This window comes from Desulfobacterales bacterium (genome assembly GCA_030066985.1).
Classification (GTDB): domain Bacteria; phylum Desulfobacterota; class Desulfobacteria; order Desulfobacterales; family JAHEIW01; genus JAHEIW01.
Genome location: JASJAN010000010.1, coordinates 59,791 through 80,912, shown reverse-complemented (window position 1 = coordinate 80,912; position 21,122 = coordinate 59,791). Strand labels below are relative to the sequence as shown.

The window sequence follows — 21,122 nt, the reverse complement described above, 5'->3', positions numbered from 1 at the left end:
GGCGACCCTTACCAGATGCGCACGCGGCCGGTATCGATCTGCACAAAGTCCAACTTGCGATAATACCCAACGCCGCCTCTCTTCATAGAGCGGGCGGTATCACGTAAGACGGCCGTATCGGTGCCGGGCAGTCGAAAATCAAGGGCTTTGCCTTTCATATGCAGGCTGCGGGCTGCCACCCCCTTGCTGCGTCCCCGCAGCTTCTGGTTGGTTTTCGGAGAACGGTATCCGGATATAATGTGTACCTCGCCGTGATTACCGACTGCAGTCAGCAAGTCATATAAAAAGTCCATCAATTGAGGATCGATAGGATGGATGTCTCCGGTACGGTGGTCGCGTAAGATAAGGGAAATCTTATCCATGGCCTCAGCAACATAAGCATCGCCATTTTTATAGGTGACCGTCAATCGCTCATGGGTGTGGGTATTGTAAAAGGACAGTGTTCTTCCGGTCGCTGACTGCCCCCCTTCCGCTGATGCGCTCAAGCAAAGAAACAACGTCAAAAAGCAACTCATCAATTTTAACAAATAACGTAAGCGGTTCATTGTTCGATTCCGAAAAAGTATTATTCGACGCGGTGATATTCATCTCGCGCGCCCATAAATATAAAAGCCTTGGTTGTTAACCACCTTGTAAGCTAAGCTGTCGCTTGTTTTGAGGTCACGGGCAATGATGGTTGTGGTGTCTTAAAAGGTTTAAAGGGGCCTAACGGCACCAAACGATCTTCCTCTAATCGAAACTCCTGAATTCCGTCTCCATAGGTGATCATCACCTTCGTGGGTTTTAGTTGCACAACAGTCTTTTCATCCTTTGTTTTGCTGCTGACCCTATCACAGGTTACCGTCAGGTGGACAAGGGCACAGGGAAATTTAATGGTCGCATAGGCAGGTCCCAGATATATCAGCGAAGCGCGGCATTTGCTCCTGGACAATTGGTAAAGCTGTTCTGCGGGCAAATCCTTTGCAGCCCATAGTTCAACGTCACCTTGCCGCTGATGCCGGCGAACGGACTGGCTGATGACGATACCATTTGAGCAGGTGTAATCCAGACTGGCCTCATCTTCGGAATCCTGTTTGAATAGCATCAGCGGACCGCAATCATTGTTAAAAAAGCTGGACCAATGGTAATGCGGTTCTTTGATATCCGACTCAGAAAGTGACGCGCAACCGAAGATAGCCAAACTGAAAAAAATGAATAATGGCCAAAGACCGGTATATTTTCTCAATTCTGTTTTCCATTAGAAACCAAGATAAGACTGATTAAAGATATTGCTTTCTAAATAGAACCCACATGCTCGGCCTTATACTACCAAAGCCGCCATGTCTCTTCCAAAAATCCCCACTCGATCGTCTGCCTTGACCTCGATGTCCAGATCCCAATCGAGCGGATCTTTTCGAACCTGTTGATACCGCATCCAGTATGCCATTTTGCTGCGGGTAACCAGCAGCTTTGAGTTGAGAAAAATCGTATAAATGGCATCAATCGGAATCCCAAGGCGCGTGAATAGTTGTGCCAATGTTTCCTGCGGCTGCGGTGTAACTGTCATCACGTTACCGTAAGCGACCTTGGACTCATTTATGTAACGACGCATCTTGCCGTAAAGACGAATTTCAGCCATTGCTTTATGCCTCTTGGTGCCTGGCGGCCAGTGGTCAATAGCCGTTGGCCTGGGGATTAGACGTCTTCTGTTTTGAGCTCTGTGGTTACATCAATGCTATCTTTGATCGACCGCGCGACCGGGCAAAAGTCAGCATGAAAGCCATGGACTTTTTGCGCGGTCTCGTGCTGCTCTGCTTTTAATTTAAGCCGATAGGTAACATGGACGCGGCGGATGATGAGCACTTTGCCGTCTTTTTCGATTTCACCGCGTGCCTCTGAAATTAGCCGCCCCTCGCCGGCCGGAATATCACGCGCTTCCAGCGCGCCCCCAAAAGTGCCGGTCAGTCAGCCGGCTGTTGCCGCGACAACATAATCCAGAGTAGTGGCATGCGGCTCATGGACCTGCGGATCAACGCCGTAATGCTCTGCAACTTCAGAATGAACGCCAAACTTTACCGGCTCATCCTCCTGGGGCAGGTAAGCGCGTCGAAAAGGGCCTTTGACGCGCTCTATTTTTACCCTGGAGGTATAAACAACATCATCTCCCATGGTAGGTCTCCTTCTAGATTATTCAGAATCAGGTTTGGTTCCGGTTAACGATACAATTTATTTAACCACGAAGATCACGAAGAACAAGAAGAAAGACATCCTTCAAAAAGTCAAAAGCATTTGATAACTTTGTGACCTTCGTGTCCTTCGTGGTGAAAAACTTTTGCCAAACGCAATACAAATTCTATTTTAAGGAAACTAGTTACCACTGGCTTTAAGGCGCTCAGCAATGGTACGCGCCGACAGGATTCCGCTGGCGGAGGCTTGAATCAAGCCCCGGGTGATACCGGCGCCATCACCAATGGCAAATAAATTTTTCACACCGGTTTCCAGCTGCGGTGACAATTCAATTCGGTTGGAGTAAAATTTAACTTCAACCCCGTATAACAGCGTATGACGTGAGTAGACACCGGGAGCTACTTTGTCGAGTGCCCGCAGCATTTCAATAATACTTTGAAGATGTCGATAAGGAAAAACGAAACTTAAATCACCGGGTGTGGCATCGGCAAGTGTTGGCCGCGTCAAACAGCGATTGATGCGTTCAGGTGTACTGCGGCGCCCTGCCAGCAGATCTCCCAGCCGTTGAACGATAGGCCCATTACCCAAAAGGTTGGCCAGTCTGGCAATGTACAAACCGTATCCAATCGGATCGTCAAAGGGTTCGGTGAACGCGCTGCTGACCAAAATGGCAAAGTTGGTATTATCGCTGCTTTTATAGGTGTGACTGTGTCCGTTGACCGTAATGACTTTCTTAGTTTTCTCGATGACCACCTCACCGTAAGGATTCATGCAGAAAGTGCGCACTTTCTCATCAAATGTTTTGGAATAGTAGATCAGTTTAGATTCGTAGATAATATCTGTAATATTCTTTAGGACTGCAGCGGGCAGTTCCACCCGAACGCCGATATCCACAGGACTGGCCTGGGTTTTAAGCCCCAGGGCCTCAGCCTCCTTTTTCATCCAGCTGGCTCCCGAGCGCCCCGGGGCGGCAACAACAAATTGGCTGGTGAAGGTCTCACCGCTTTCCAATTTAACACCCTGGATACGCCCGTTTTCAGCCAAAAGACTTTCAACCGGGCTGCTGGTTCGCGTGTCGACGCGATCCACCATCGACTGTCGCAATCGATCTAAAACGACGTGGCAGTTTTCCGTTCCAATATGCCGGATGCGTGACGGAATAAGCTCCAAATTGGCCAGACGGGCACTGTCGGCCAGCTCTTCCAGCTGGGGTGATGCCTCGCCAAATATCTCTTCAGGTGCGCCGTGTTCAACCCAGATTTTATCAGATGTTTGCAGGATCTGATTGAGCGACTCCGGCTCCAGATACTCACCAAGCAATCCGCCGACCTCGGGCGATAACGTCAGTTTGCCATCGCTGTAGGCACCGGCCCCTCCCCATCCACAGAGCATATCGTTAACATCGCGGCGATTGCGTTCATTGATATCCTTGCCGAGTTCGAGCAACAGAACGGGTTTAATGCCCAGATCGGCCAGGGTCAGGGCCGAAAAAATACCGGCAGGGCCTGCACCAACAATAATTACTTTGTAATCCATGGGTTCTCCTCAATTTAAGATAATGACATTTCTAAAATAATGTTCGTCAAGTGTCAATTCCCAGATTCAGATATCTGGCTGTTGGTCACTGGCGCCTGGCAGCTGGCTGTCGGTCACTGATCGGAGACTCATAGCCAGGAGCCAGAAGCAAGTAGCCAGCGGCCGAAACACTGAAATGCTGAACCTTTATTGTAAAGTGCTGACAGGTTAAAGATCCTGATAAGCCTCCGTAAGCCGGTCCACCAGCTCAGAAAAATAAAGGATGGCCTGCTGAATCGGTTGCGGAGATTGCATATCAACTCCGGCATCACGTAATTCATCCAGTGGAAATTTGCTGCCGCCCAGTTTTAAAAAGTTTAAATAGGCTTTCCTCGCAGGTGCGCCGTCATTTATAACTTTATCGGCCAAGGCGATGGCTGCAGAGATCCCGGTTGCATATTTGTACACATAAAAAGCAGAATAAAAATGGGGGATTCTTAAACATTCCAAACGTAACGCCGGGTCCAGAACCATGGTATCACCAAAATAAGTCTCCAGCAGCTCCCGGTATGTATCGGTGATCACCTCAAGGGTTAAGGGTGCGTTATCCTCGACAATCTGATGGGTGATCTTTTCAAACTCTGCAAACATAGTTTGCCTGAAAAGTGTGGCGCGCAGGTTGTCGATCTCCCGGTTTAGAATATAGGCCGTTTTGGCCGGATCGTTTTTGTAATGATCCAGAAGATAGCGGCTCAGTAAGTTCTCATTGAAAGTTGAAGCCACTTCAGCGACAAAAATGGTGTAATCATGATACACGTAAGGCTGGTGTTTATTGGAATAATATGAGTGCATCGAATGGCCGCCCTCATGCAGCAGCGTGTAAGCACTGTTAATATTCCGCGCTTCATAATTCAACAGAATATAAGGCGGCGAATCAAAACTTCCCGAAGAATAAGCCCCACTTCTTTTTCCCCGGTTTTCATAGCGGTCCACCCAACCGCCGAGCAGACCGTCTTTTAATACGCTAACATATTCATCTCCCAACGGGTGCAAGGCCTGGATGCCCATATCAACTGCCTCTTCGTAGGGGATGTCAAAGGTGACATCGCTGATGATCGGTACATACGTATCATAAAAGTGAAGGTCCGATAATCCCAGGACCTTTTTGCGAAAATTAAGATATGAAAAAAGTGGTTTGAGGTTGCTCTTCACCGTTTCGATAAGGTTGTCGTATACGCTTTGTGGGATACGGTCACTAAACAAAGCAGCCGCACGGCAGCTATCAAAGTGACGGACTCTTGAGTAAAACAGATCTTTTTTAATCGTGTGCGACAGCGTCGCCGCCAGTGTATGCTGATGATCCTGGTAAGCTTGATAATATTGAGTAAAGGCCCTTTTTCGAAGATCTCGGTCAGGGCTGATCAGAAAAGTGCTGAAATTGCCATGGCTGAGCTCGATTTTTTTTCCATCTTCGCCTTTGAGTTGGCCGAAATTCAAATCAACATTGTCCAGTTGTCCGAATACCTGGGAGGGTGTATGCGCCATCTCCTGGCTCATGGCCAGAACTTGTTCAACCGTTTCGCTGCGGGTATGAGGTTTATACCGCAGAATCTTTTCAAGATGGAATTTATACGCCGCCAGCGAATCATCAACTAAAAATTCCTGCATTTTATCGTCCGGTATCGCCTGGATCTCGGGTGTCATGAAACTGGCAGATTCAGAAACCCGGACATGCAAACTGACGGCACGTTGATAAAGCCCAAGATAAAATTGGTTTGATTTATCTTCATCGCTTTTCAGATGGGCATAGGTATAAATTCTTTCCAAACTTCTACGCAACGAGAGGTGGAAATCAAGGGCAGCCTTCAACGTAGCAGGCGAATTTTGCAAGCGACCTTTATAATCCGCATAAGAATCAATTTGACCTTCAACGTCGGCCATCCATTTTTCCCATTCCTCATCTGATGCAAACAAAGGTGTCAGATCCCATTTATGGTCATCCGGGATGTCTTGGCGTTCCGGTACAGTCTGTTGCGTCATTTCAAAATCCCTTTCTCCAAATATACATGAATTTATGGGCGGATGATTGCTTTGCAAGCCATAGCACCACCCATAAACAAAGGCGCCCGAGATCTGATAGCAAAGGCGACCCGCTGGGGATTAGCTGGCGGCTCTTTTGATCCTTTTAACATAACCGGCCGCAGAAAGTCCGGCAACGCAGCCCTCTCCCACTGCTTTGGCCATTTGCCAGGGCGGCCCACAAATATCACCGGCAGCATAAATGCCAGGTACATTGGTACCCATTTTTTTATTTGTCGCAATATATTTCATCTCGTCATCAAATTGGATCCCGATATGGGCGGCCAATTCCATAACGCCCCGTGCACCCAATTCGATAAAGACACCTGTCACCGGTATGCGAGAATCATCGGCCAGGACAATTTCTTTAACGCGGCCATCACCGGCAATTTCTTTGACCTTCTCATTTTCACGAATAACCACTTGACTGTTTTTAAGTTCGGCAGCCAGTGTATCGGCAACATCCAATTGGTCACAAATCAGATGAACGCTGCTGGCATATTCCAACAAAGTGAGGGCACCACCGACAGCCGCACTGGCACCGCCGACAACGGCGACATCTTCATCTTTGAAGAAATTGGCGTCACACTCTACACAGTAGCTAACCCCGCTGCCCAAAAATTCCTTTTCTCCGGACACGCCCAATTTGTTGCGCGTCGTTCCTGTGGCGACAATCAGTGATTTGCATAGCAGCTCGGTTCCACTTTCAGAGATGACTTTAAAATTCTGCCCTTCCGGCAGTATGTTAAGCACATCCTCTTCAAGCAATTCGGCGCCAAAATTGACCGCCTGCTGCCTGCCGGTTTTTAATATTTCCTCACCGCTAATATTGAAAATGCAGCAAAAATTTTCGACATGGGCATGATAAACGCTGCTGCGGGTCTCCTTACCCAGTACCAGCACGGAAACTTTTTTGCGTGCCGCATGGATGGCGGCCTGCAAACCGGCCGGACCAGTACCTAAAATGATAACGTCATATTCTTTCGCTTCTGGCATATGTCAATCCTTTAATGAAGTGTTCATTTTTCAACTAAAAGGTTCAAAGGTTCAAGGTTCAGCGTTCAGCGTTCAGAGGTTTATAATAAAAAATTATGCATTCATTTGCCCAGATCGCGATACATCTTCACCAAGACCGAGCCCTCAACAAACTGTCGGCGGTAATTTGCTGTAAGCACGAACCTATAAACCTTTGAACCCTGAACTCTGAACCTCTGTTAAATTTTTAAGCGCTTGAACTGCCAGCATTTTTTTCTTGATACGCGGCGGATACAGTTTTTCGACTTTGTTGGCCTTGTAATCAAAGCCGTTGATATATAGACGGCGGATGGGGCTTCCGTATATACTGATCATGATAGTTGTGCCGTCAACCGGATTTCCCGTTTGATGGATGCCCTCGTTTAGCGGGCGCGTCAGCTCAATTTCACCCGGCTGCAAGTAAACCGGGGCGGCCTGCAGCAGCTGGGCAAAGCCTTCAACGGAACCGTCATCTTCGCGGCTGTAGCGGATGACACCCAGCTCTCCCACTGCGGCACCCGACACGCCCCAAGAATTATGATCATGAATCGGTGTATAATCGCCCGGACCGTAAAGAAACATGCGCAGAGAAAAAAGCCGCTTTGGATTAAGATACAGTAAAATTTCATCATCGATCATCTGGGCCTGCCGAAGATCCGGATAGGGGTTGCCGGCTTTGATATTTTTTAAAAGCAGCTCAAACAGGGACTGATTCCGCAAAAAACCCGGCAGCTCATTTTGAAAAAACGCGATGCGTTCCTTTTCTGCTGATATTTTCTCGATGGATTCGGACCAGCGATTGCATATTTCCAGCAGCTCCGGCAGCGGCTTGGGTGGCTTCGGCATTGATTTGTCTCCTTGTTATTTTTCTCACCGCAGAGACGCAGAGGTCGCAGAGAAAATTTTTTTGCCTTGTCGGTGAGAGGCCGACAAGGCAAAATATCGCCAACCCTGCGGGTTATCTTAAAATAAAAATTATACTTCCTAACAAAAATTTCACATAAGTCGTAGCGGTAGGACGCAGTTTAACATTTGGAATCAATATGCCGGCGGCAGATTGTTTATTGCTTCCCGCCCTCTCAGCGGGAAGCAAATAGAAAAAAACTCTGCGATCTCTGCGTCTTTGCGGTGAAATTATCAATCAACATTCTCCAATCTGACATACTGGTCGTAGTAGGCGGCGCCGGAGCCAATGTCGGTTAATTGGGCTGCAATCAGCTGGTTGACGCCGCCGCCTTTGCAGATCCAGTCTCCACGGCGGTAAATGACCACTTCCGAATGAAGACCCTCCATGGTTTGCACCGCAACCCTAAGGCGTCCTAAGTCCGAGACCAGCTCTACAGGCTTTTCCAGGTTCAATTTCTTCACGTACGGGTTGTCCGCAGCAATCCATACCACCGGAGGCTGCTTTTGATCCTCGGGCAATATCTGTGAATGTATGGCTTTACGGCGCACCAGCGATAACAGGCGCAGTGGGTATTGTGCAGGCGGTCGCGGTTCGGAATGCAGAATGTAAGGAAAGCGATAATGGCCATCCTGATGGGCAAACTGCAGATCCGCGTAAGCAATCGCCGGTCGATTGGAGCGTACACAGCCGCAGTCTCGCAACTGTTCTAGCGTCGTTGACAGGAAGGGGGAATCCAGGGCAGCCCGCATACAATCTTCAGCGGACGGCAAATCCAGCGGTGGGTCCAGACGTCGAGCGACCTGCCGCAGGATCCAGTAGTCATCGCGGGCCTCACCGGGAGGCGTCAGTGCCGGACAAACGTATTGAACCTGCTCGTGTAGATAAGACCCGATAATGTCTTCCTGCTCCATAATCAGCGTACTGGGCAGCACCAGGTCGGCGCACTGGGCGGTATCGGTCATAAAAGCATCGACCACAACTTTAAAATTAACCTTGGCAAATGCCTTTTTAATCAGGTGCGAATCCGGCGCCTGGTTGATGACATTGGAGCCGTTTACCCAGATCATCTCAATCGGCGGCTGCTCGGCTGCCAGAATTTCCCGGCCGATGATGGGAAATTGAAAAGAGCGCCGCGGTCGTTTTTCGTGTTCCCGCAGCCATTTTAAATTCAAGTTGCGATAAGAGTGCAGTTGAAAATAACTGCCGCCGCCCTTGCAGCCAATATTGCCGGAAAGCAAGGCCAGGGCATTGATGAATCGCACATTTTCACCGCCATATCGATAGCGCTGCACGCCGGTACCGATCAAAGAGGCTACCGGCTCTTTGTGCGCATAGCAAGTGTAGACCTGCTCAAAATCCTCCCGGGACACATCACAGGCTGCCAGCAAATGGCTGATCGACTGGGATTTGATCAAATTTAAAAACTTCTCCGGCGCACGGGTATGGCGCAAAATATCAGGATCGATGCCATCGTTTTGCGCCAATAATTGCAAAACGGCGGCCGCCAGAAAACGATCCGTCCCCGGCCGAATACGAACCTGACGGTCTGAATAGGACCGGTTTCCGTCTCCTCCCGGGGATATGGTGATGACCTGGGTGCCGTTTTTACGGGCCCGTTTGACCAGTGCGGCCGTGTGAACCGAGCTGCGTGAGAGGTCTTTACCCCAATTGAGGATGTGAACGGCATTGAACAGGTCGCTGATGTCATTGTTTTCGCGGGATCCAAAATCGTGCACGGCGGCCATGTAGCCGGCGGCATCACACAGCGAACCGCGCACTCGACTGGTTCCTAAACGGGTAAAAAGAACTGAGGTGGCTTCTTTTAAAATGCCTTTGGCACCCTCGTTATGGATATGCAAAATAGCGGTGGGGCGGGACCGTAATGCCTGGATTTTTGCAGCACAAAGCTTTAGCGCTTCCTCCCAGCTGATGGCCTGCCAACCGGTTTGGGTTTTCAATTGCGGAGAAGTGATGCGTTGGGGGCTTTGGACCCTTCTGACGTGATCCTGGAGTTTGGCGCAGGCAAATCCGGCGGTAAACGGATTGTCAGGATTGCCCTTCACCTTGACTTTGCCTGCTGCGGTGTCTTTGACAATAATCGAACACGCATCCGGGCAATCCATGGTGCAGGCTGTGGTTGTTGTTTCTTTGCTTACATTCATCATGCGTAACTTAAGCAGCACTAAAAATTTAGTCAAGAAGGGGATCGCCTGGAGATCGACTGACATTCAATCCTGATCATGTAACATTTCAAACCGGGCTACATTGAAAATTGCCAATCCAATATTATATTAGCGCAACACTGTGAAGGAGTGAATATAGGAGGGAGAACAAACAACATGGATGATAAAGAACGGTACCAGCAGAAGATGAAAGCGCAGCTGGATCAATGGAAGGCTGAAATCGATAGGCTAAAAGCCAAGGCATCCGGCGCCAGCGCCGATGCGCAGTTGAAAATGAACCAGCATATTGAAGCCCTTGAAGGCAAAATCGATGAGGGCAAGGCGAAGTTAGCAGCACTGACCGAGGCCACCGGCGAGGCCTGGCGCGACATGACATCAGGTGTGGATACGGCCTGGAACGCGTTGAAGTCAGCATTTAGAGACGCCTCAGAAAAATATAAAAATGAATAGCTGTCCGGCAGTTTCACATTAGAGACGAAAAAGGGTAAGGCTACATCCACTGCTAATCGCTCTTGTTTCCCTTTACACGGTCTTCATTGGTCTGGTTCTCTATGTCGTGCTGCAATTGAGCGATCCCTTTCAGGGTGACAGCGGTGTTGATCCGAGCGAATTTGAATATTTGATCGACCAGTTGAAAACCGAAATCGGATAGCATTGATGGCAAAGGAGAAAAAATAAATGACCGAAACCTCCATTCAAAACACGGCTGCAGACAAGCCCGTTACGCCGCCGCCCGGCTGGCGTTTCCGCCTGGGTGTGATTTTCTTCGCACTGGGATGTATCACTCCCGTCGGTGCTGCAATAGTCGCCCTCACCAATCTTTCACCTGCCTTGAAAGCAACATTGGGAGGGCTTTTTCTGGTGGGCGGCCCCGAGGTGTGCACCATCCTGGCGGTGGCCTTCATGGGCAAGGCCGGTTTTGCCTATGTCAAAAATCGCTTGCTGGCCATGCTGCGTCGCTATGGTCCTCCAAAGGAAGTCGGTCGGGTGCGTTACTATATTGGGCTTGTGATGTGGCTCATACCGGCTGTCTACGCCTGGGTATTGACGTACATGTCGCTCGATTGGCTGCCGGGCTTTCCCGAATACCGCATTCCGATTGCCCTGTCGTTGGACTTCATATTTATCTGCAGCTTCTTGGTACTGGGTGGTGACTTCTGGGACAAGGTGCGGTCGCTTTTTGTTTACAGGGCCAAGGCCAGCTTTCCAGAATCCACCGCAAGATAACTGTCGTTATTTCAATTTTTCCTTGACGGAGGCCATTTTACTTTGCATGCGGCCGGCGGGCCCTTTGCGATAGTCGGCTTTGAGGGACAAATTGATGCGGTTGCAATCCTTTTCAAGGGCCTGAAAGCAACGATCCACCAGAGCCATCACCTCACCCCAATCCCCTTCCACACAGGTGCCCATGGGATTCAACTCGTAGGGCAGACCGCTGTCTTGAATCAGTTTTAACGCCCGGGCCACATACGGGCTCAGGCTTTCGCCCTTGTCCATCGGAAAAATTGAAAACTCAACAATGGTGCTCATGATAACCTCTCTGTATCCCTATAAGTGACGATGGTTTTAACCGTCCGAAAAAGTCTAAAATTACTGTGCCGGTATAATCCGGTTTGTTATTGGTTATTCGTTATTCGTGTTGACAAATATGAATATACGATCAACTATTTCACGTAACCTGTCAACCTAATCTCTTTCCAATTGATCGCACCGAGGAGGACGCCATGCAGGACGTAAGGCCTGAAAATTACCGCATTCATCTGATTCCCGATTTGAAACAGTTTACATTTGCCGGCAGTGTGACGCTTTTAATTGAAGCCCCAACAGCGATCGATACGGTGCAGCTAAATAGTTTAGAACTCGATATTCAGGAATGTACGGTCGAACAAGAAAGCGATTGTGTCGAGTGTAAATTTGAAACTAACAGCGAAAAAGAAGAGCTACAAATTGTTCTACCCCAAAAAATGGCGGGGGCTATTCGAATTCAGATTGACTATAATGGTCAGATCAACGATAAAATGGCCGGTTTTTATCGCAGCCAATATACCCATGCGGACCAAACCCAATATATCGCCGTCACCCAGTTTGAAGAAAGCGATGCCCGCAGAGCCTTTCCATGTATGGATCATCCCGCTAAAAAGGCCACCTTTGATATCAGCATGGATATCGACAGCGACCAGGTAGCGATATCAAACGGTGCGATCAAAGAAGAAACCGCACTAGACGATGGAAAAAAGCGCGTGACCTTTGAGCAGACACCCAAAATGTCAACCTATCTGGTGTTTTTGGGTGTCGGTGACTTTGAATTTACCCGGGACACCGAAGACCCCCGGGTACGGGTGGCCACACTGCCCGGAATGAAGCCCTATGCCATGTTCGGTCTGGAGTTTGGCCGCAAGTCCCTGGCTTTCTGCGAGGATTATTACGGCATCCCCTACCCGCTTCCCAAAATGGATTTGATTGCCATTCCTGATTTTGCCTTTGGAGCCATGGAAAACTGGGGAGCGATTACCTTTCGTGAAAATCTGCTGCTGCATTATCCGGAGATTACATCTAAATCCGGCGAAGAGCGTATCTGTGAAGTCATTGCTCACGAGATTGCCCATCAGTGGTTCGGCAATCTGGTCACACCGGAAGACTGGAAATATCTGTGGTTAAATGAAAGCTTTGCGACTTATTTCGGCAATGGGGTTGTTGCTCACTATTATCCTCAGTGGGAAATCTGGCAGCAGTTTTTATGGGGAAGTACCGGCGGTGCCATGGCGCGCGATGCGCTCCTCGAAAATTTCGCCATCGAGATTCCAGGCGGGGAGCATGTGGTCATCAATGTCAGCACAGCGCCGATCATCTACAGCAAGGGCGGAAGCATTTTACGGCAAGTCGAAGGTTACATCGGATCGCAAAATTTTAAGCAGGGCCTGCAACACTATCTCAAAGCCTATCAATACGATAATGCCACCAGTGAGGATCTCTGGAATTCATTCGAAAAAGTATCCGAGCAGCCGGTCGGCAGCATGATGAAAAGCTGGATTGAGCAACCGGGATTTCCGATGATCACTGTTAAGCGGGACGACAACAAGCTGCAATTGACCCAGCAGCGGTTTAGCTATCTGCCGGTTGAGGCCGACCAGAGTTGGCAAGTACCCATTACGATACGGTTTTTTTCAGGCCCGGCAGAGGATGACAGCATGACATTTCTGATGGACAGCAGCACGCACGAAATTGAAATTCCGAAAGCAGCCGACGCCTACAAAATAAATGATCAACAAACTGGATTTTACATCGTCCACTACCACGATTTGGATAATCTGGCTGCTCTGGGACAACGGGTCGCTGATCAATCACTGTCACCCGAAGACCGCTGGGGTCTGCAAAACGATCTTTTCGCATTGTGCAAACGCGGCGATACCGCTTTCAGCGATTATCTGGATTTTTTAGCCTATTACCAAAATGAAAGCGCGTTTTTACCGCTGGTAAGCATCTCAAATAACCTGCAACACGCCTATCTGGTGATGGCGGCTGAACAGCAGGAAAGCATCGCCGCGCTGGTCCGGCCCTGGTTTGAAACAGTTCTCAATGATATCGGATTCGAGCCGGCACCCGATGAAAAGCATACCACGGCTAATTTAAGAGAGCAGCTGCTTTGGCATGCGGCCCTGTGCGATGCCGAAAGTGCCATCGCATTTGCCGCTGGGCAGTTTGAGAGGTGGTTGAAAGGTGATGCGGTTCATCCGGACATCATGAAAAGCGTTCTGCAAATTGCAGCATTGAGTGGTGATCAGCAGACGTTTTCATCACTCGATGAGCGTTTTCAGAAATCACAGATCGAACATGAGCGCATGAATATACTGGTCGCGCTGGGTTGTTTTAAGGAAAAAGTGCCTCTCGAAAACGCCCTGCAGTACATCCTGGATACCGTGCCGGCCCGCAATAAATTTGTGCCGGTGGTGGCGATGGCGTCCAATCCGCACGCCATCCCCCTGCTGTGGAACTGGTATGTGTCGCATCTGGAACAAATCGAGCAATTTCACCCCATGCTGTATGAAAGAGTGGTGGCGTCGATTGTCCCCATGGCCGGAATGGATGACCCGCAGGCAGTGAAGAAGTTTTTTAAAGATTATATGCAAGAAACCGATAAGGCCACAGATGTGATCAAGCTGTCGCTGGAAAGATTGGAAATCAACCTGCGCCTGCGCGCTGCGAATTAGGTTCAGGGTTCTGCGTTCAGAGGTTCAGGGTTCCCGCCTTCGCCCCTTGGGCTAGGGCGCGGCGAGCAGGGTTCAGGTGTCAGTATTTTGGGCTGCGGGCTTCTTGCTCCTGGCAGCTGGCTTAATGGGATAGAGATTAAAAAAATTGAATTTCCGTATAAATAAATGTAATTTTCGAATCAGAAATAGAAAATTTTGTGCAAGGTCAAGGAAGAATCAGATTTTATACCGGAGGCATACTTGTAGTATGTCGAGGATTAAAATCTGATTGTGACACAGAGATTGCGCAAAAGGGTCATTTATGATTCGAAAATTAGGATAAGCCGAAGCCCATTTTGGCATACTCTTTAATGCGGGCCTTGGCTTCCTCAACGGTTTGGCCTAGCTGCCAAGGCTCCATGAAACCCTCCAGCATCATCTTCCAGCCGTCATTATCCTGGAATACCGTGGCTTCCTCACAGGAAATCCCACAACCTTCCTCACCGAGAGCATCCATGAGTGCACTTAATATGGTATCACGATCATTCATTTACATTTCCTTATATAAACTTAACGATTTTTGGTCCTAAGATCATTGGTAAGCACTCAAATCGGGCTGTCAAACGGCACTCAACTATATTGCTATTAATATTGGACACTTAATTTGCTTGCCGACTAATGGCAAATTTCAGATAAGCTAGGCACTTACCTTATTAGGAATCATTCTCATTGACAAATTTCGTTGTGACCGGTATAGAAATTCCTCTTAAAAAAAAAGCATACATGCTGTTGATCGCTGTGATTAAATCTGATATTCACACAAAAACATATCCTCTGTAATTTAGTGGTTGTTAAAAAACGTTCCAATATCATAGAGGTTTTTTACAACCATTATGCCGCCATTCGGAATATTAAAATGAAAAGCGGTAAAGCTCATCTTATGTTCTATTCTGGGAGATCGTACTTGATATGAATCGGCGAACCTTCCTCAAGATTGCGGGTATGGGCAGCATATCCTTGGCAGCCGGCTGCAGTCCCCCTGAAAAAAATCTGTTTTCTCTTGTTCATGCACCAGATGATATGGTGACCGGAAGAGCAACCTGGTACGCATCGACCTGCCGTGAGTGCCCGGCCGGCTGCGGTATTATGGCCAAAAACCGTGAAGGGCGCGTGATCAAGGTCGAAGGCAACCCCCTGCATCCGATTAACAAGGGCAAACTCTGTATGCGGGGCCAAGCGGCCTTACAGGCCGTGTACAATCCGGACCGCATCAAGACTCCATTGCTCAAAGACAAAGATGGGTGGCAGCCAATCTCGTTTACCAAGGCCCAGTCCATGCTGAAAAATAAAACCCGTGATGCCGCCCAGAAAGGCGCGGATCGCATTCGCATGCTGACCGAAGTGGTGGGCAACAGTCAGCTGGCCCTTTTTTCAGAGGCGCTCAAACAATGGAATGCGTCCAATCCGCTGATATATGAGCCTTTTGCCTATGAGTCTGTGAAAACAGCCAATGAAATGGTTTTCGGACGCAAAGAACTCGTTTCCTATAAAATGCAGGAAGCCGATGTGCTGGTTTCTTTTGGGGCTGATTTTCTGGAAACGTGGTTATCGCCGGTCGAATATACCCATAAATTTAAGACCATGCATGCCTTAAAAAGGGGTCAAAAAGTTCCATTTTACCATCTGAGCCCGGTTCAAACCCTCACCGGGGCCAATGCCGACTATTGGGTGCCCTGCAACCCCAGCAGCGAATGTATTGTCGCCTTGGGCCTGGTGCGTCAGGCGCTTGATATCCGCAAAGGCAAACAACTGCCCTGGTCCTTTCGTAAACCGTTGTTTGAGGCAACCGCTCCGTACACCCAGGCTCGCGTGCTGGAGGCATCGGGCCTATCGCTAGAATTTTATGAGAAACTCATCATTGAGCTGATGGGAGCCCGCAAACCCCTGGTTCTGGGCACCGACACCGGCGCCGGTGATCTGATGGGCCTGCAGACCAATGTGGCGGTCAATCTATTAAACCTGCTGCTCGATCCGGATCTAACGCTGTTGGATTTTAACAATCGCCACAGGGTTGAAATTGCCGCCGCCCGATCCGAAGTGCTGCAGTTTTTTAAATCCCTCAAATCCGATCCGGTTGACGTCTTGATCCTCAACAACACAAATCCGGTCTTCAGTTTGCCGCCCCAAAGCGGTGTAAAGACGGCCTTGGAGCAGGAAGACCTGTTTGTGATCAGTTTCAGCAATTTTATGGATGAAACCGCTCAAATGGCGGATTTGATTTTTCCGACCGCCCTGCCGCTTGAAACATGGGATGAATACAGCGGTTGGCAGGCGATTAATTCCACATTGCAACCCACTATGGGCCGCTTAACTCAAGCGCCCCATATCGGTGATGTCATTCTGGATACGGCTTTTGAAAATCAAAAACCCGCTGAAAATTATAAGACCTATTTGTTTGCCAGATTGGTCAGCGAGCGCAAGATCGAGGATGAAAAAGGATGGGTGCGGCTGCTTCAGGTGGGCGGTGCTGCTGATTCAACGGCAACAAGTCAATCAGCAAAGCTAGATCCGAACCCGCAAAAAATAACCGCTTTGCTGTCCCAAACTGTGGATACCAGCACCTCCGATCTAGTTTTTAGAGCCATACCGTCCATCCGCTTTTTTGATGGCCGCGGTGCCAATCGGCCCTGGTTGTGCGAAATTGGGGATCCATTAACACGGGTGGCCTGGCAAAGCCCGGTCAGCATGCACCCTGACACAGCCCGAAGTCAAAATATCACCCAGGGCGACATCATTCAGATTAAATCGCAGTGGGGCAATCTCGAAGCAGCGGTTTACGTAAATGAATTTGTGCGCCCCGGCCAAGTGGCCATGAATATTGGCCAGGGCCATCAGGCCTATGGGCGTTACGCCCAGGGCAAGGGTGTCAATCCGCTGGCCATCTTGCCATCCGAGGCGAATACGGAATCCGGGGGACCGCTTTTTTCAACCGATCAAATTAAGATCAGTTCAACCGGCCGCAAGCTGGACCTGGCCTATATGTACGGCAGCCGAACCCAGCATGAAAGACCATTCGCACTGACCGTCGGCCTGACAGAACTCAACCAGGGGAAAATACCCAAAAGAACCGGCCTGACCATGGAAGATTTTCCCTTAACCCTGCCGCTGCCGGAAGGGTATGATCCCAAACGCGATTTTTATCCGCCCCATGATCATGAAAAATACCGCTGGGCCATGGTCGTCGACTTGGATCGCTGCATTGGTTGCGGCGCCTGCACAGCCGCCTGCTATGCCGAAAACAACATTGGCATTGTGGGTGAAGAGCGTGTGCTCGAAGGACGGGAGATGACCTGGCTAAGCATCGAGCGCTTTCAGGATCCGCATCAAAAATCAAAGGTCACCTTTTTACCGATGCTTTGTATGCACTGTGATAACGCCCCCTGCGAATCGGTCTGCCCGGTATATGCCCCGCACCATTCAAAAGAGGGCCTCAATAACCAGATCTACAATCGCTGCATCGGAACACGTTACTGCGTCCAGAATTGCCCTTATAAAGTGCGGCGCTTCAATTGGTTCGACTGGCAATGGCCGGATCCCATGAATGTGCAGCTCAATCCCGACGTCACTGTGCGCAGCAAAGGGGTGATGGAAAAATGCTCATTCTGTATCCAGCGCATCAAGGTTGCGCACACCAATGCCAACAATGAAAAGCGCTTGATCCGCGATGGCGAGGTCATTCCGGCCTGCGTGCAAACCTGCCCAACCGATGCGCTGGTTTTTGGCAGTTTGATGGACAAACAAAGCCGGGTCAGACAGCTGGTGGATGATCCCCGGGCCTACCAGGCCATGGGCTATTTAAACACCAAACCGGCTGTCATCTATCTTAAAAAGGTTTTACGCGAGGCGTAAACATCAGGTTGTGCCTGTTGGCCGGTTTAGCCAGTTGAGCCGGTTGAAGACAATCTAACCTAACCGGGAAACGGGAAACGATTAAAATTATGCCGGAACTAACATACGCGAGTATCGATCAAACCGTATTAAACACATTGACGCCGCCTAAAAGGTACTACTGGGCGATTGTCGCGGTTCTATTTTTAGGTGTGCTGGTGGGCGCTGCCTGCTGGATTTATCAGATCGTTGTCGGCATCGGAGCCGGGGGGCAAAACAATCCGGTGGCCTGGGGCACCTATTTGATCAACTTCGTCTTCTGGGTGGGAATTGCGCATTCCGGAACGCTGATTTCTGCCATCCTGCACTTGTTCCGGGCCGGCTGGCGCAACCCCATTGCCCGGGCAGCCGAGACCATGACCGTTTTTGCCGTCTGCATTGCCGGGCTTTTTCCGTTTATCCATCTGGGTCGTGTCTGGCAGGTCATGTACATGATCCCTTATCCCAACCAGCGGCTGCTGTGGCCCAATTTTTTATCCCCCTTAATGTTTGATGTCATTGCCATCAGCACCTATCTGACAGTCAGCTCCCTTTTCTGGTATACGGGTTTATTGCCGGATTTAGCAGCCATCCGTGACCGGTCCGAAGGGATACGCAAGAAAATCTTTACATTCCTTTCCATGGGCTGGACCGGCGCACACGAGCAGTGGCGGCATTATACCCGTGGCTATTTGTTTTTTGCTGCTCTGGCGACACCGCTGGTGATATCGGTACACAGTGTTGTGTCCTGGGATTTTGCCCTGGGGATTGTGCCCGGCTGGCATACCACTATTTTTGCGCCTTATTTTGTGGCCGGCGCCATCCATTCCGGATTGGCCATGGTGCTAACCCTGATGATTCCCTTACGCAAACTATTTAGCTACCAGAAAATCATCACCAAAGAGGTGCTGGAAAATGTGGCCAAGACCATTGTTTTTACCGGCCTGATTGTCGGTTTCGCGTATGCCACCGAATTTTTTATCGCCTGGTACAGCCACAATGCGGTCGAAATCGAGCAATTCCGCTGGCGGGCAACCGGTGAATTTCGCTGGGGCTTTTACTTCATGGTCGTGTGCAACACACTCATACCCCTGCTGTTTTTGTTCAAAAAGGTCCGCACAACAATTGCTTCTTTATTTATCATATCGCTGATCGTTAACTTCGGCATGTGGTGGGAACGCTTTGTGATCATCATCGGCGGCGTGGCCCGCGGCTTTTCGCCCCATGCCTGGGGATTGTACACGCCCTCAATGATCGAATACGGCATCATGCTGGGCAGTTTCTGTCTGTTTTTCTTCCTGTTTATGTTGTTTGCCAAGCATCTGCCATCGGTCTCGATGACCGAAATGAAAGAAACACTCGACCATGGAGGCAGTCATGCAGGGTAAAAAATACATTATGGGGCTGTTTAAAACTGAAGACCAGGTGATATCCACACTGGCTGCTCTCAAAGAATCGGCATACCAGTTTATACGTGTACATAGTCCGATTCCAAGCCACAAGATTATGGATGCCCTTAACCTGAAAAAAAGCAAGGTGGGCTGGTTTACCTTAACCGGCGGCATCCTGGGTCTCATCAGTGGTTTTGCCCTGGCCGTCTATTGTTCAATCGAGTGGAATTTGATTGTCAGCGGCAAACCCATCATATCGTTGATTCCGTTTTTTATAGTGGGCTTTGAATTTACGATCCTGTTTGCGGTTTTCGGCAATGTCATCGGCCTGCTTACTCAGGCGCGCTTGCCCAGCGCTAAGCACATGGAAAATTACGACCCGCGCTGCTCGGGCGAGCATTTTGGTGTGCTGGCAGCGTGCGAAACCACACAGCAGGATGATTTAAAAGATTTTTTTAAGCAAAACGGAGGGGAAGTAAGGGTATTTGATTAAATCGATAACCGAAGGTTCAATGGCATGACAGAAAAAAATAGTAAAGCCGCTGCATCGCAAAAATCGTCGCTGGGCTGGCTTTCCATTGTCCTGATTATCATTGGATTGGCAGCCTTCATTTACGGCGTTATGGGCGATCATCCGGAAAAAGCCTGGCAGGCCTATTTAATTAATTTTCTACTGTGGTCCGCCATTGCCCAGGGGGCGGTACTTTTTTCAACGGTGATGCATATGACCAAAGCCCGCTGGAGCGGTCCGTTATCAGCCCTAGCGGAGTCCTTTGCGTCCTTTTTCCCGCTTTCGTTCGTGCTGTTTCTGATCTTATTTTTGGGACGAACCCATATCTTTCCGTGGCTGCACGAGGATCTGCACGGCAAAGAAGTCTGGCTCAATATTCCCTTTCTGTTCACACGCGATTGTGTCGGCTTGCTGTTACTGTATGCCATTGGGTTTGCCTATTTGTACAATGCACTTCAGCTTCGTGCGGATGCCAACCAGAATCAGGGTACATTCGGAAAAATGGTTCACAGAGGCTGGGTTCGCAATAATCGCAGCATCGAGCAGGTTAAGAAAAAAATGACCATCTGGGCCGGGCTATATATTTTGGCGTTTACGCTGGTGCTGAGTCTGATCGGCTTTGACCTGGTCATGAGTATGGACCCCCACTGGATATCGACCCTGTTCGGCGGCTACAGCTTTGTCAAAGCCTTTTATGTCGGCTTGGGTGCCCTGATCATCCTGGCAGCCATTACTTGGATTCGAAATGGTGAATCATCCGGTCTGGCGCCTGCCCATTTTCATGATATCGGAAAATTGTTTCTGGCTTTTTGCCTGCTGTGGGCTGACTTTTTTTATGTTCAGCTGACCGTCATCTGGTACGGCAATATTCCGGAAGAAACCTATTATGTCATCGAGCGTACTGTGATGGTCCCGTGGAGCAAGCTGGCCTGGAGCATTTTTATCGTCTGCTTCATCATACCGTTTGTGATTTTGCTAAATAAAAAGGTTAAATCAAAGCCTGTTTTCATGGTGATTTTGTGTAGTGTCATCATCATCGGGTTCTGGTTTGAACATCTGCTGCTGCTGGCGCCGGCGCTGAGTCATGGTGCGCATTCGCTGTCGCTGAATGTGACCGATGGATTAATAACAGTGGGATTTTTCGGTTTGATGGTCATGGCCGTCAGCTATTTTTTAAGGCGCTTTCCGAATATTGCCGGCAGCAGTCAGACCGAGCCGTCGGCTTAAAGATGCAACATTTTT

The 21,122-nt window shown here is 49.3% G+C and carries 19 protein-coding genes; 7 read left to right on the top strand and 12 right to left on the bottom strand.

All coding sequences use genetic code 11. The features are described from left to right. Positions 1-8: 8 nt before the first annotated feature. The 10 genes from QNJ26_07205 to QNJ26_07160 all read right to left on the bottom strand — a co-directional run bounded on the left by QNJ26_07205 (position 9) and on the right by QNJ26_07160 (position 9,879). Complete coding sequence (locus QNJ26_07205) at positions 9-545, bottom strand: DUF882 domain-containing protein (GenBank protein ID MDJ0985315.1); 537 nt, start codon at positions 543-545, stop codon at positions 9-11. 92 nt (positions 546-637) lie between these two features. Continuing rightward, entirely contained in the window at positions 638-1,084 is a 447-nt protein-coding gene (locus QNJ26_07200; GenBank protein ID MDJ0985314.1) for a hypothetical protein, read from the bottom strand. Positions 1,085-1,300: 216 nt separating this feature from the next. Next, the gene (locus tag QNJ26_07195) at positions 1,301-1,618 is read right to left on the bottom strand and encodes a hypothetical protein (GenBank protein ID MDJ0985313.1); all 318 of its coding nucleotides are present in this window, start codon (positions 1,616-1,618) and stop codon (positions 1,301-1,303) included. 56 nt (positions 1,619-1,674) lie between these two features. Further along, positions 1,675-1,842, bottom strand: a complete 168-nt coding sequence (locus QNJ26_07190) for a hypothetical protein (GenBank protein ID MDJ0985312.1) — start codon at positions 1,840-1,842, stop codon at positions 1,675-1,677. 102 nt (positions 1,843-1,944) lie between these two features. Next, positions 1,945-2,148, bottom strand: a complete 204-nt coding sequence (locus tag QNJ26_07185) for a hypothetical protein (protein ID MDJ0985311.1) — start codon at positions 2,146-2,148, stop codon at positions 1,945-1,947. Positions 2,149-2,346: 198 nt separating this feature from the next. Further along, positions 2,347-3,702, bottom strand: a complete 1,356-nt coding sequence (locus QNJ26_07180; protein ID MDJ0985310.1) for a hypothetical protein — start codon at positions 3,700-3,702, stop codon at positions 2,347-2,349. Positions 3,703-3,909: 207 nt separating this feature from the next. Then, positions 3,910-5,721, bottom strand: a complete 1,812-nt coding sequence (gene pepF / locus QNJ26_07175; protein ID MDJ0985309.1) for an oligoendopeptidase F — start codon at positions 5,719-5,721, stop codon at positions 3,910-3,912. Between the two features lie 120 nt (positions 5,722-5,841). Beyond that, positions 5,842-6,756: an FAD-dependent oxidoreductase gene (locus tag QNJ26_07170; protein ID MDJ0985308.1), complete on the bottom strand. Its 915-nt coding sequence runs from the start codon at positions 6,754-6,756 to the stop codon at positions 5,842-5,844. 183 nt (positions 6,757-6,939) lie between these two features. Then, entirely contained in the window at positions 6,940-7,620 is a 681-nt protein-coding gene (locus QNJ26_07165) for a cysteine dioxygenase family protein (protein MDJ0985307.1), read from the bottom strand. 291 nt (positions 7,621-7,911) lie between these two features. Continuing rightward, positions 7,912-9,879, bottom strand: coding sequence for a molybdopterin-dependent oxidoreductase (locus QNJ26_07160; GenBank protein MDJ0985306.1), 1,968 nt, complete (start codon positions 9,877-9,879; stop codon positions 7,912-7,914). Between the two features lie 141 nt (positions 9,880-10,020). Between QNJ26_07160 and QNJ26_07155 the strand changes: the two genes are divergently transcribed. Further along, positions 10,021-10,314, top strand: a complete 294-nt coding sequence (locus tag QNJ26_07155) for a coiled coil domain-containing protein (GenBank protein ID MDJ0985305.1) — start codon at positions 10,021-10,023, stop codon at positions 10,312-10,314. Positions 10,315-10,542: 228 nt separating this feature from the next. Beyond that, positions 10,543-11,091 carry a hypothetical protein gene (locus QNJ26_07150; protein MDJ0985304.1) on the top strand — a complete coding sequence of 183 codons (549 nt, stop codon included), beginning with the start codon at positions 10,543-10,545 and terminating at the stop codon, positions 11,089-11,091. A gap of 6 nt (positions 11,092-11,097) precedes the next feature. Here the strand turns inward: QNJ26_07150 and QNJ26_07145 are convergent, their stop codons facing one another. Beyond that, positions 11,098-11,394, bottom strand: coding sequence for an MTH1187 family thiamine-binding protein (locus tag QNJ26_07145; protein MDJ0985303.1), 297 nt, complete (start codon positions 11,392-11,394; stop codon positions 11,098-11,100). Between the two features lie 194 nt (positions 11,395-11,588). On the opposite strand from QNJ26_07145, the gene QNJ26_07140 reads away from it, so the two are divergent. Then, positions 11,589-14,072, top strand: coding sequence for a M1 family metallopeptidase (locus tag QNJ26_07140; protein ID MDJ0985302.1), 2,484 nt, complete (start codon positions 11,589-11,591; stop codon positions 14,070-14,072). A 313-nt stretch (positions 14,073-14,385) separates the two neighbouring features. Here the strand turns inward: QNJ26_07140 and QNJ26_07135 are convergent, their stop codons facing one another. Continuing rightward, on the bottom strand, positions 14,386-14,601 hold the full coding sequence (locus QNJ26_07135; GenBank protein ID MDJ0985301.1) for a hypothetical protein: 216 nt from the start codon (positions 14,599-14,601) through the stop codon (positions 14,386-14,388). 419 nt (positions 14,602-15,020) lie between these two features. On the opposite strand from QNJ26_07135, the gene QNJ26_07130 reads away from it, so the two are divergent. From QNJ26_07130 to QNJ26_07115, 4 genes are all read left to right on the top strand, one after another. Then, positions 15,021-17,960, top strand: coding sequence for a 4Fe-4S dicluster domain-containing protein (locus QNJ26_07130; GenBank protein MDJ0985300.1), 2,940 nt, complete (start codon positions 15,021-15,023; stop codon positions 17,958-17,960). Positions 17,961-18,049: 89 nt separating this feature from the next. Continuing rightward, positions 18,050-19,366 carry a polysulfide reductase NrfD gene (nrfD, locus tag QNJ26_07125; GenBank protein ID MDJ0985299.1) on the top strand — a complete coding sequence of 439 codons (1,317 nt, stop codon included), beginning with the start codon at positions 18,050-18,052 and terminating at the stop codon, positions 19,364-19,366. Beyond that, a complete protein-coding gene (locus QNJ26_07120) occupies positions 19,356-19,862 on the top strand; it encodes a DUF3341 domain-containing protein (protein MDJ0985298.1) in 507 nt (168 codons plus the stop codon). Before nrfD ends, QNJ26_07120 begins: the two co-directional genes overlap by 11 nt. Before the next feature lie 24 nt (positions 19,863-19,886). Further along, positions 19,887-21,107, top strand: a complete 1,221-nt coding sequence (locus tag QNJ26_07115) for a hypothetical protein (GenBank protein ID MDJ0985297.1) — start codon at positions 19,887-19,889, stop codon at positions 21,105-21,107. Positions 21,108-21,122: the final 15 nt, after the last annotated feature.

What these genes read in the sequence shown, in the direction of transcription:
- QNJ26_07195 (MDJ0985313.1), bottom strand. Translation starts at nt 1,618, where the DNA reads ATGGCTGAAATTCGTCTTTACGGCAAGATGCGTCGTTACATAAATGAG.
- QNJ26_07165 (MDJ0985307.1), bottom strand. Translation starts at nt 7,620, where the DNA reads ATGCCGAAGCCACCCAAGCCGCTGCCGGAGCTGCTGGAAATATGCAAT.
- QNJ26_07155 (MDJ0985305.1), top strand. Translation starts at nt 10,021, where the DNA reads ATGGATGATAAAGAACGGTACCAGCAGAAGATGAAAGCGCAGCTGGAT.
- QNJ26_07120 (MDJ0985298.1), top strand. Translation starts at nt 19,356, where the DNA reads ATGCAGGGTAAAAAATACATTATGGGGCTGTTTAAAACTGAAGACCAG.
- QNJ26_07185 (MDJ0985311.1), bottom strand. Translation starts at nt 2,148, where the DNA reads ATGGGAGATGATGTTGTTTATACCTCCAGGGTAAAAATAGAGCGCGTC.
- QNJ26_07145 (MDJ0985303.1), bottom strand. Translation starts at nt 11,394, where the DNA reads ATGAGCACCATTGTTGAGTTTTCAATTTTTCCGATGGACAAGGGCGAA.
- nrfD (MDJ0985299.1), top strand. Translation starts at nt 18,050, where the DNA reads ATGCCGGAACTAACATACGCGAGTATCGATCAAACCGTATTAAACACA.
- QNJ26_07150 (MDJ0985304.1), top strand. Translation starts at nt 10,543, where the DNA reads ATGACCGAAACCTCCATTCAAAACACGGCTGCAGACAAGCCCGTTACG.
- QNJ26_07205 (MDJ0985315.1), bottom strand. Translation starts at nt 545, where the DNA reads ATGAACCGCTTACGTTATTTGTTAAAATTGATGAGTTGCTTTTTGACG.
- QNJ26_07140 (MDJ0985302.1), top strand. Translation starts at nt 11,589, where the DNA reads ATGCAGGACGTAAGGCCTGAAAATTACCGCATTCATCTGATTCCCGAT.
- QNJ26_07200 (MDJ0985314.1), bottom strand. Translation starts at nt 1,084, where the DNA reads ATGCTATTCAAACAGGATTCCGAAGATGAGGCCAGTCTGGATTACACC.
- pepF (MDJ0985309.1), bottom strand. Translation starts at nt 5,721, where the DNA reads ATGACGCAACAGACTGTACCGGAACGCCAAGACATCCCGGATGACCAT.
- QNJ26_07130 (MDJ0985300.1), top strand. Translation starts at nt 15,021, where the DNA reads ATGAATCGGCGAACCTTCCTCAAGATTGCGGGTATGGGCAGCATATCC.
- QNJ26_07135 (MDJ0985301.1), bottom strand. Translation starts at nt 14,601, where the DNA reads ATGAATGATCGTGATACCATATTAAGTGCACTCATGGATGCTCTCGGT.
- QNJ26_07170 (MDJ0985308.1), bottom strand. Translation starts at nt 6,756, where the DNA reads ATGCCAGAAGCGAAAGAATATGACGTTATCATTTTAGGTACTGGTCCG.
- QNJ26_07180 (MDJ0985310.1), bottom strand. Translation starts at nt 3,702, where the DNA reads ATGGATTACAAAGTAATTATTGTTGGTGCAGGCCCTGCCGGTATTTTT.
- QNJ26_07115 (MDJ0985297.1), top strand. Translation starts at nt 19,887, where the DNA reads ATGACAGAAAAAAATAGTAAAGCCGCTGCATCGCAAAAATCGTCGCTG.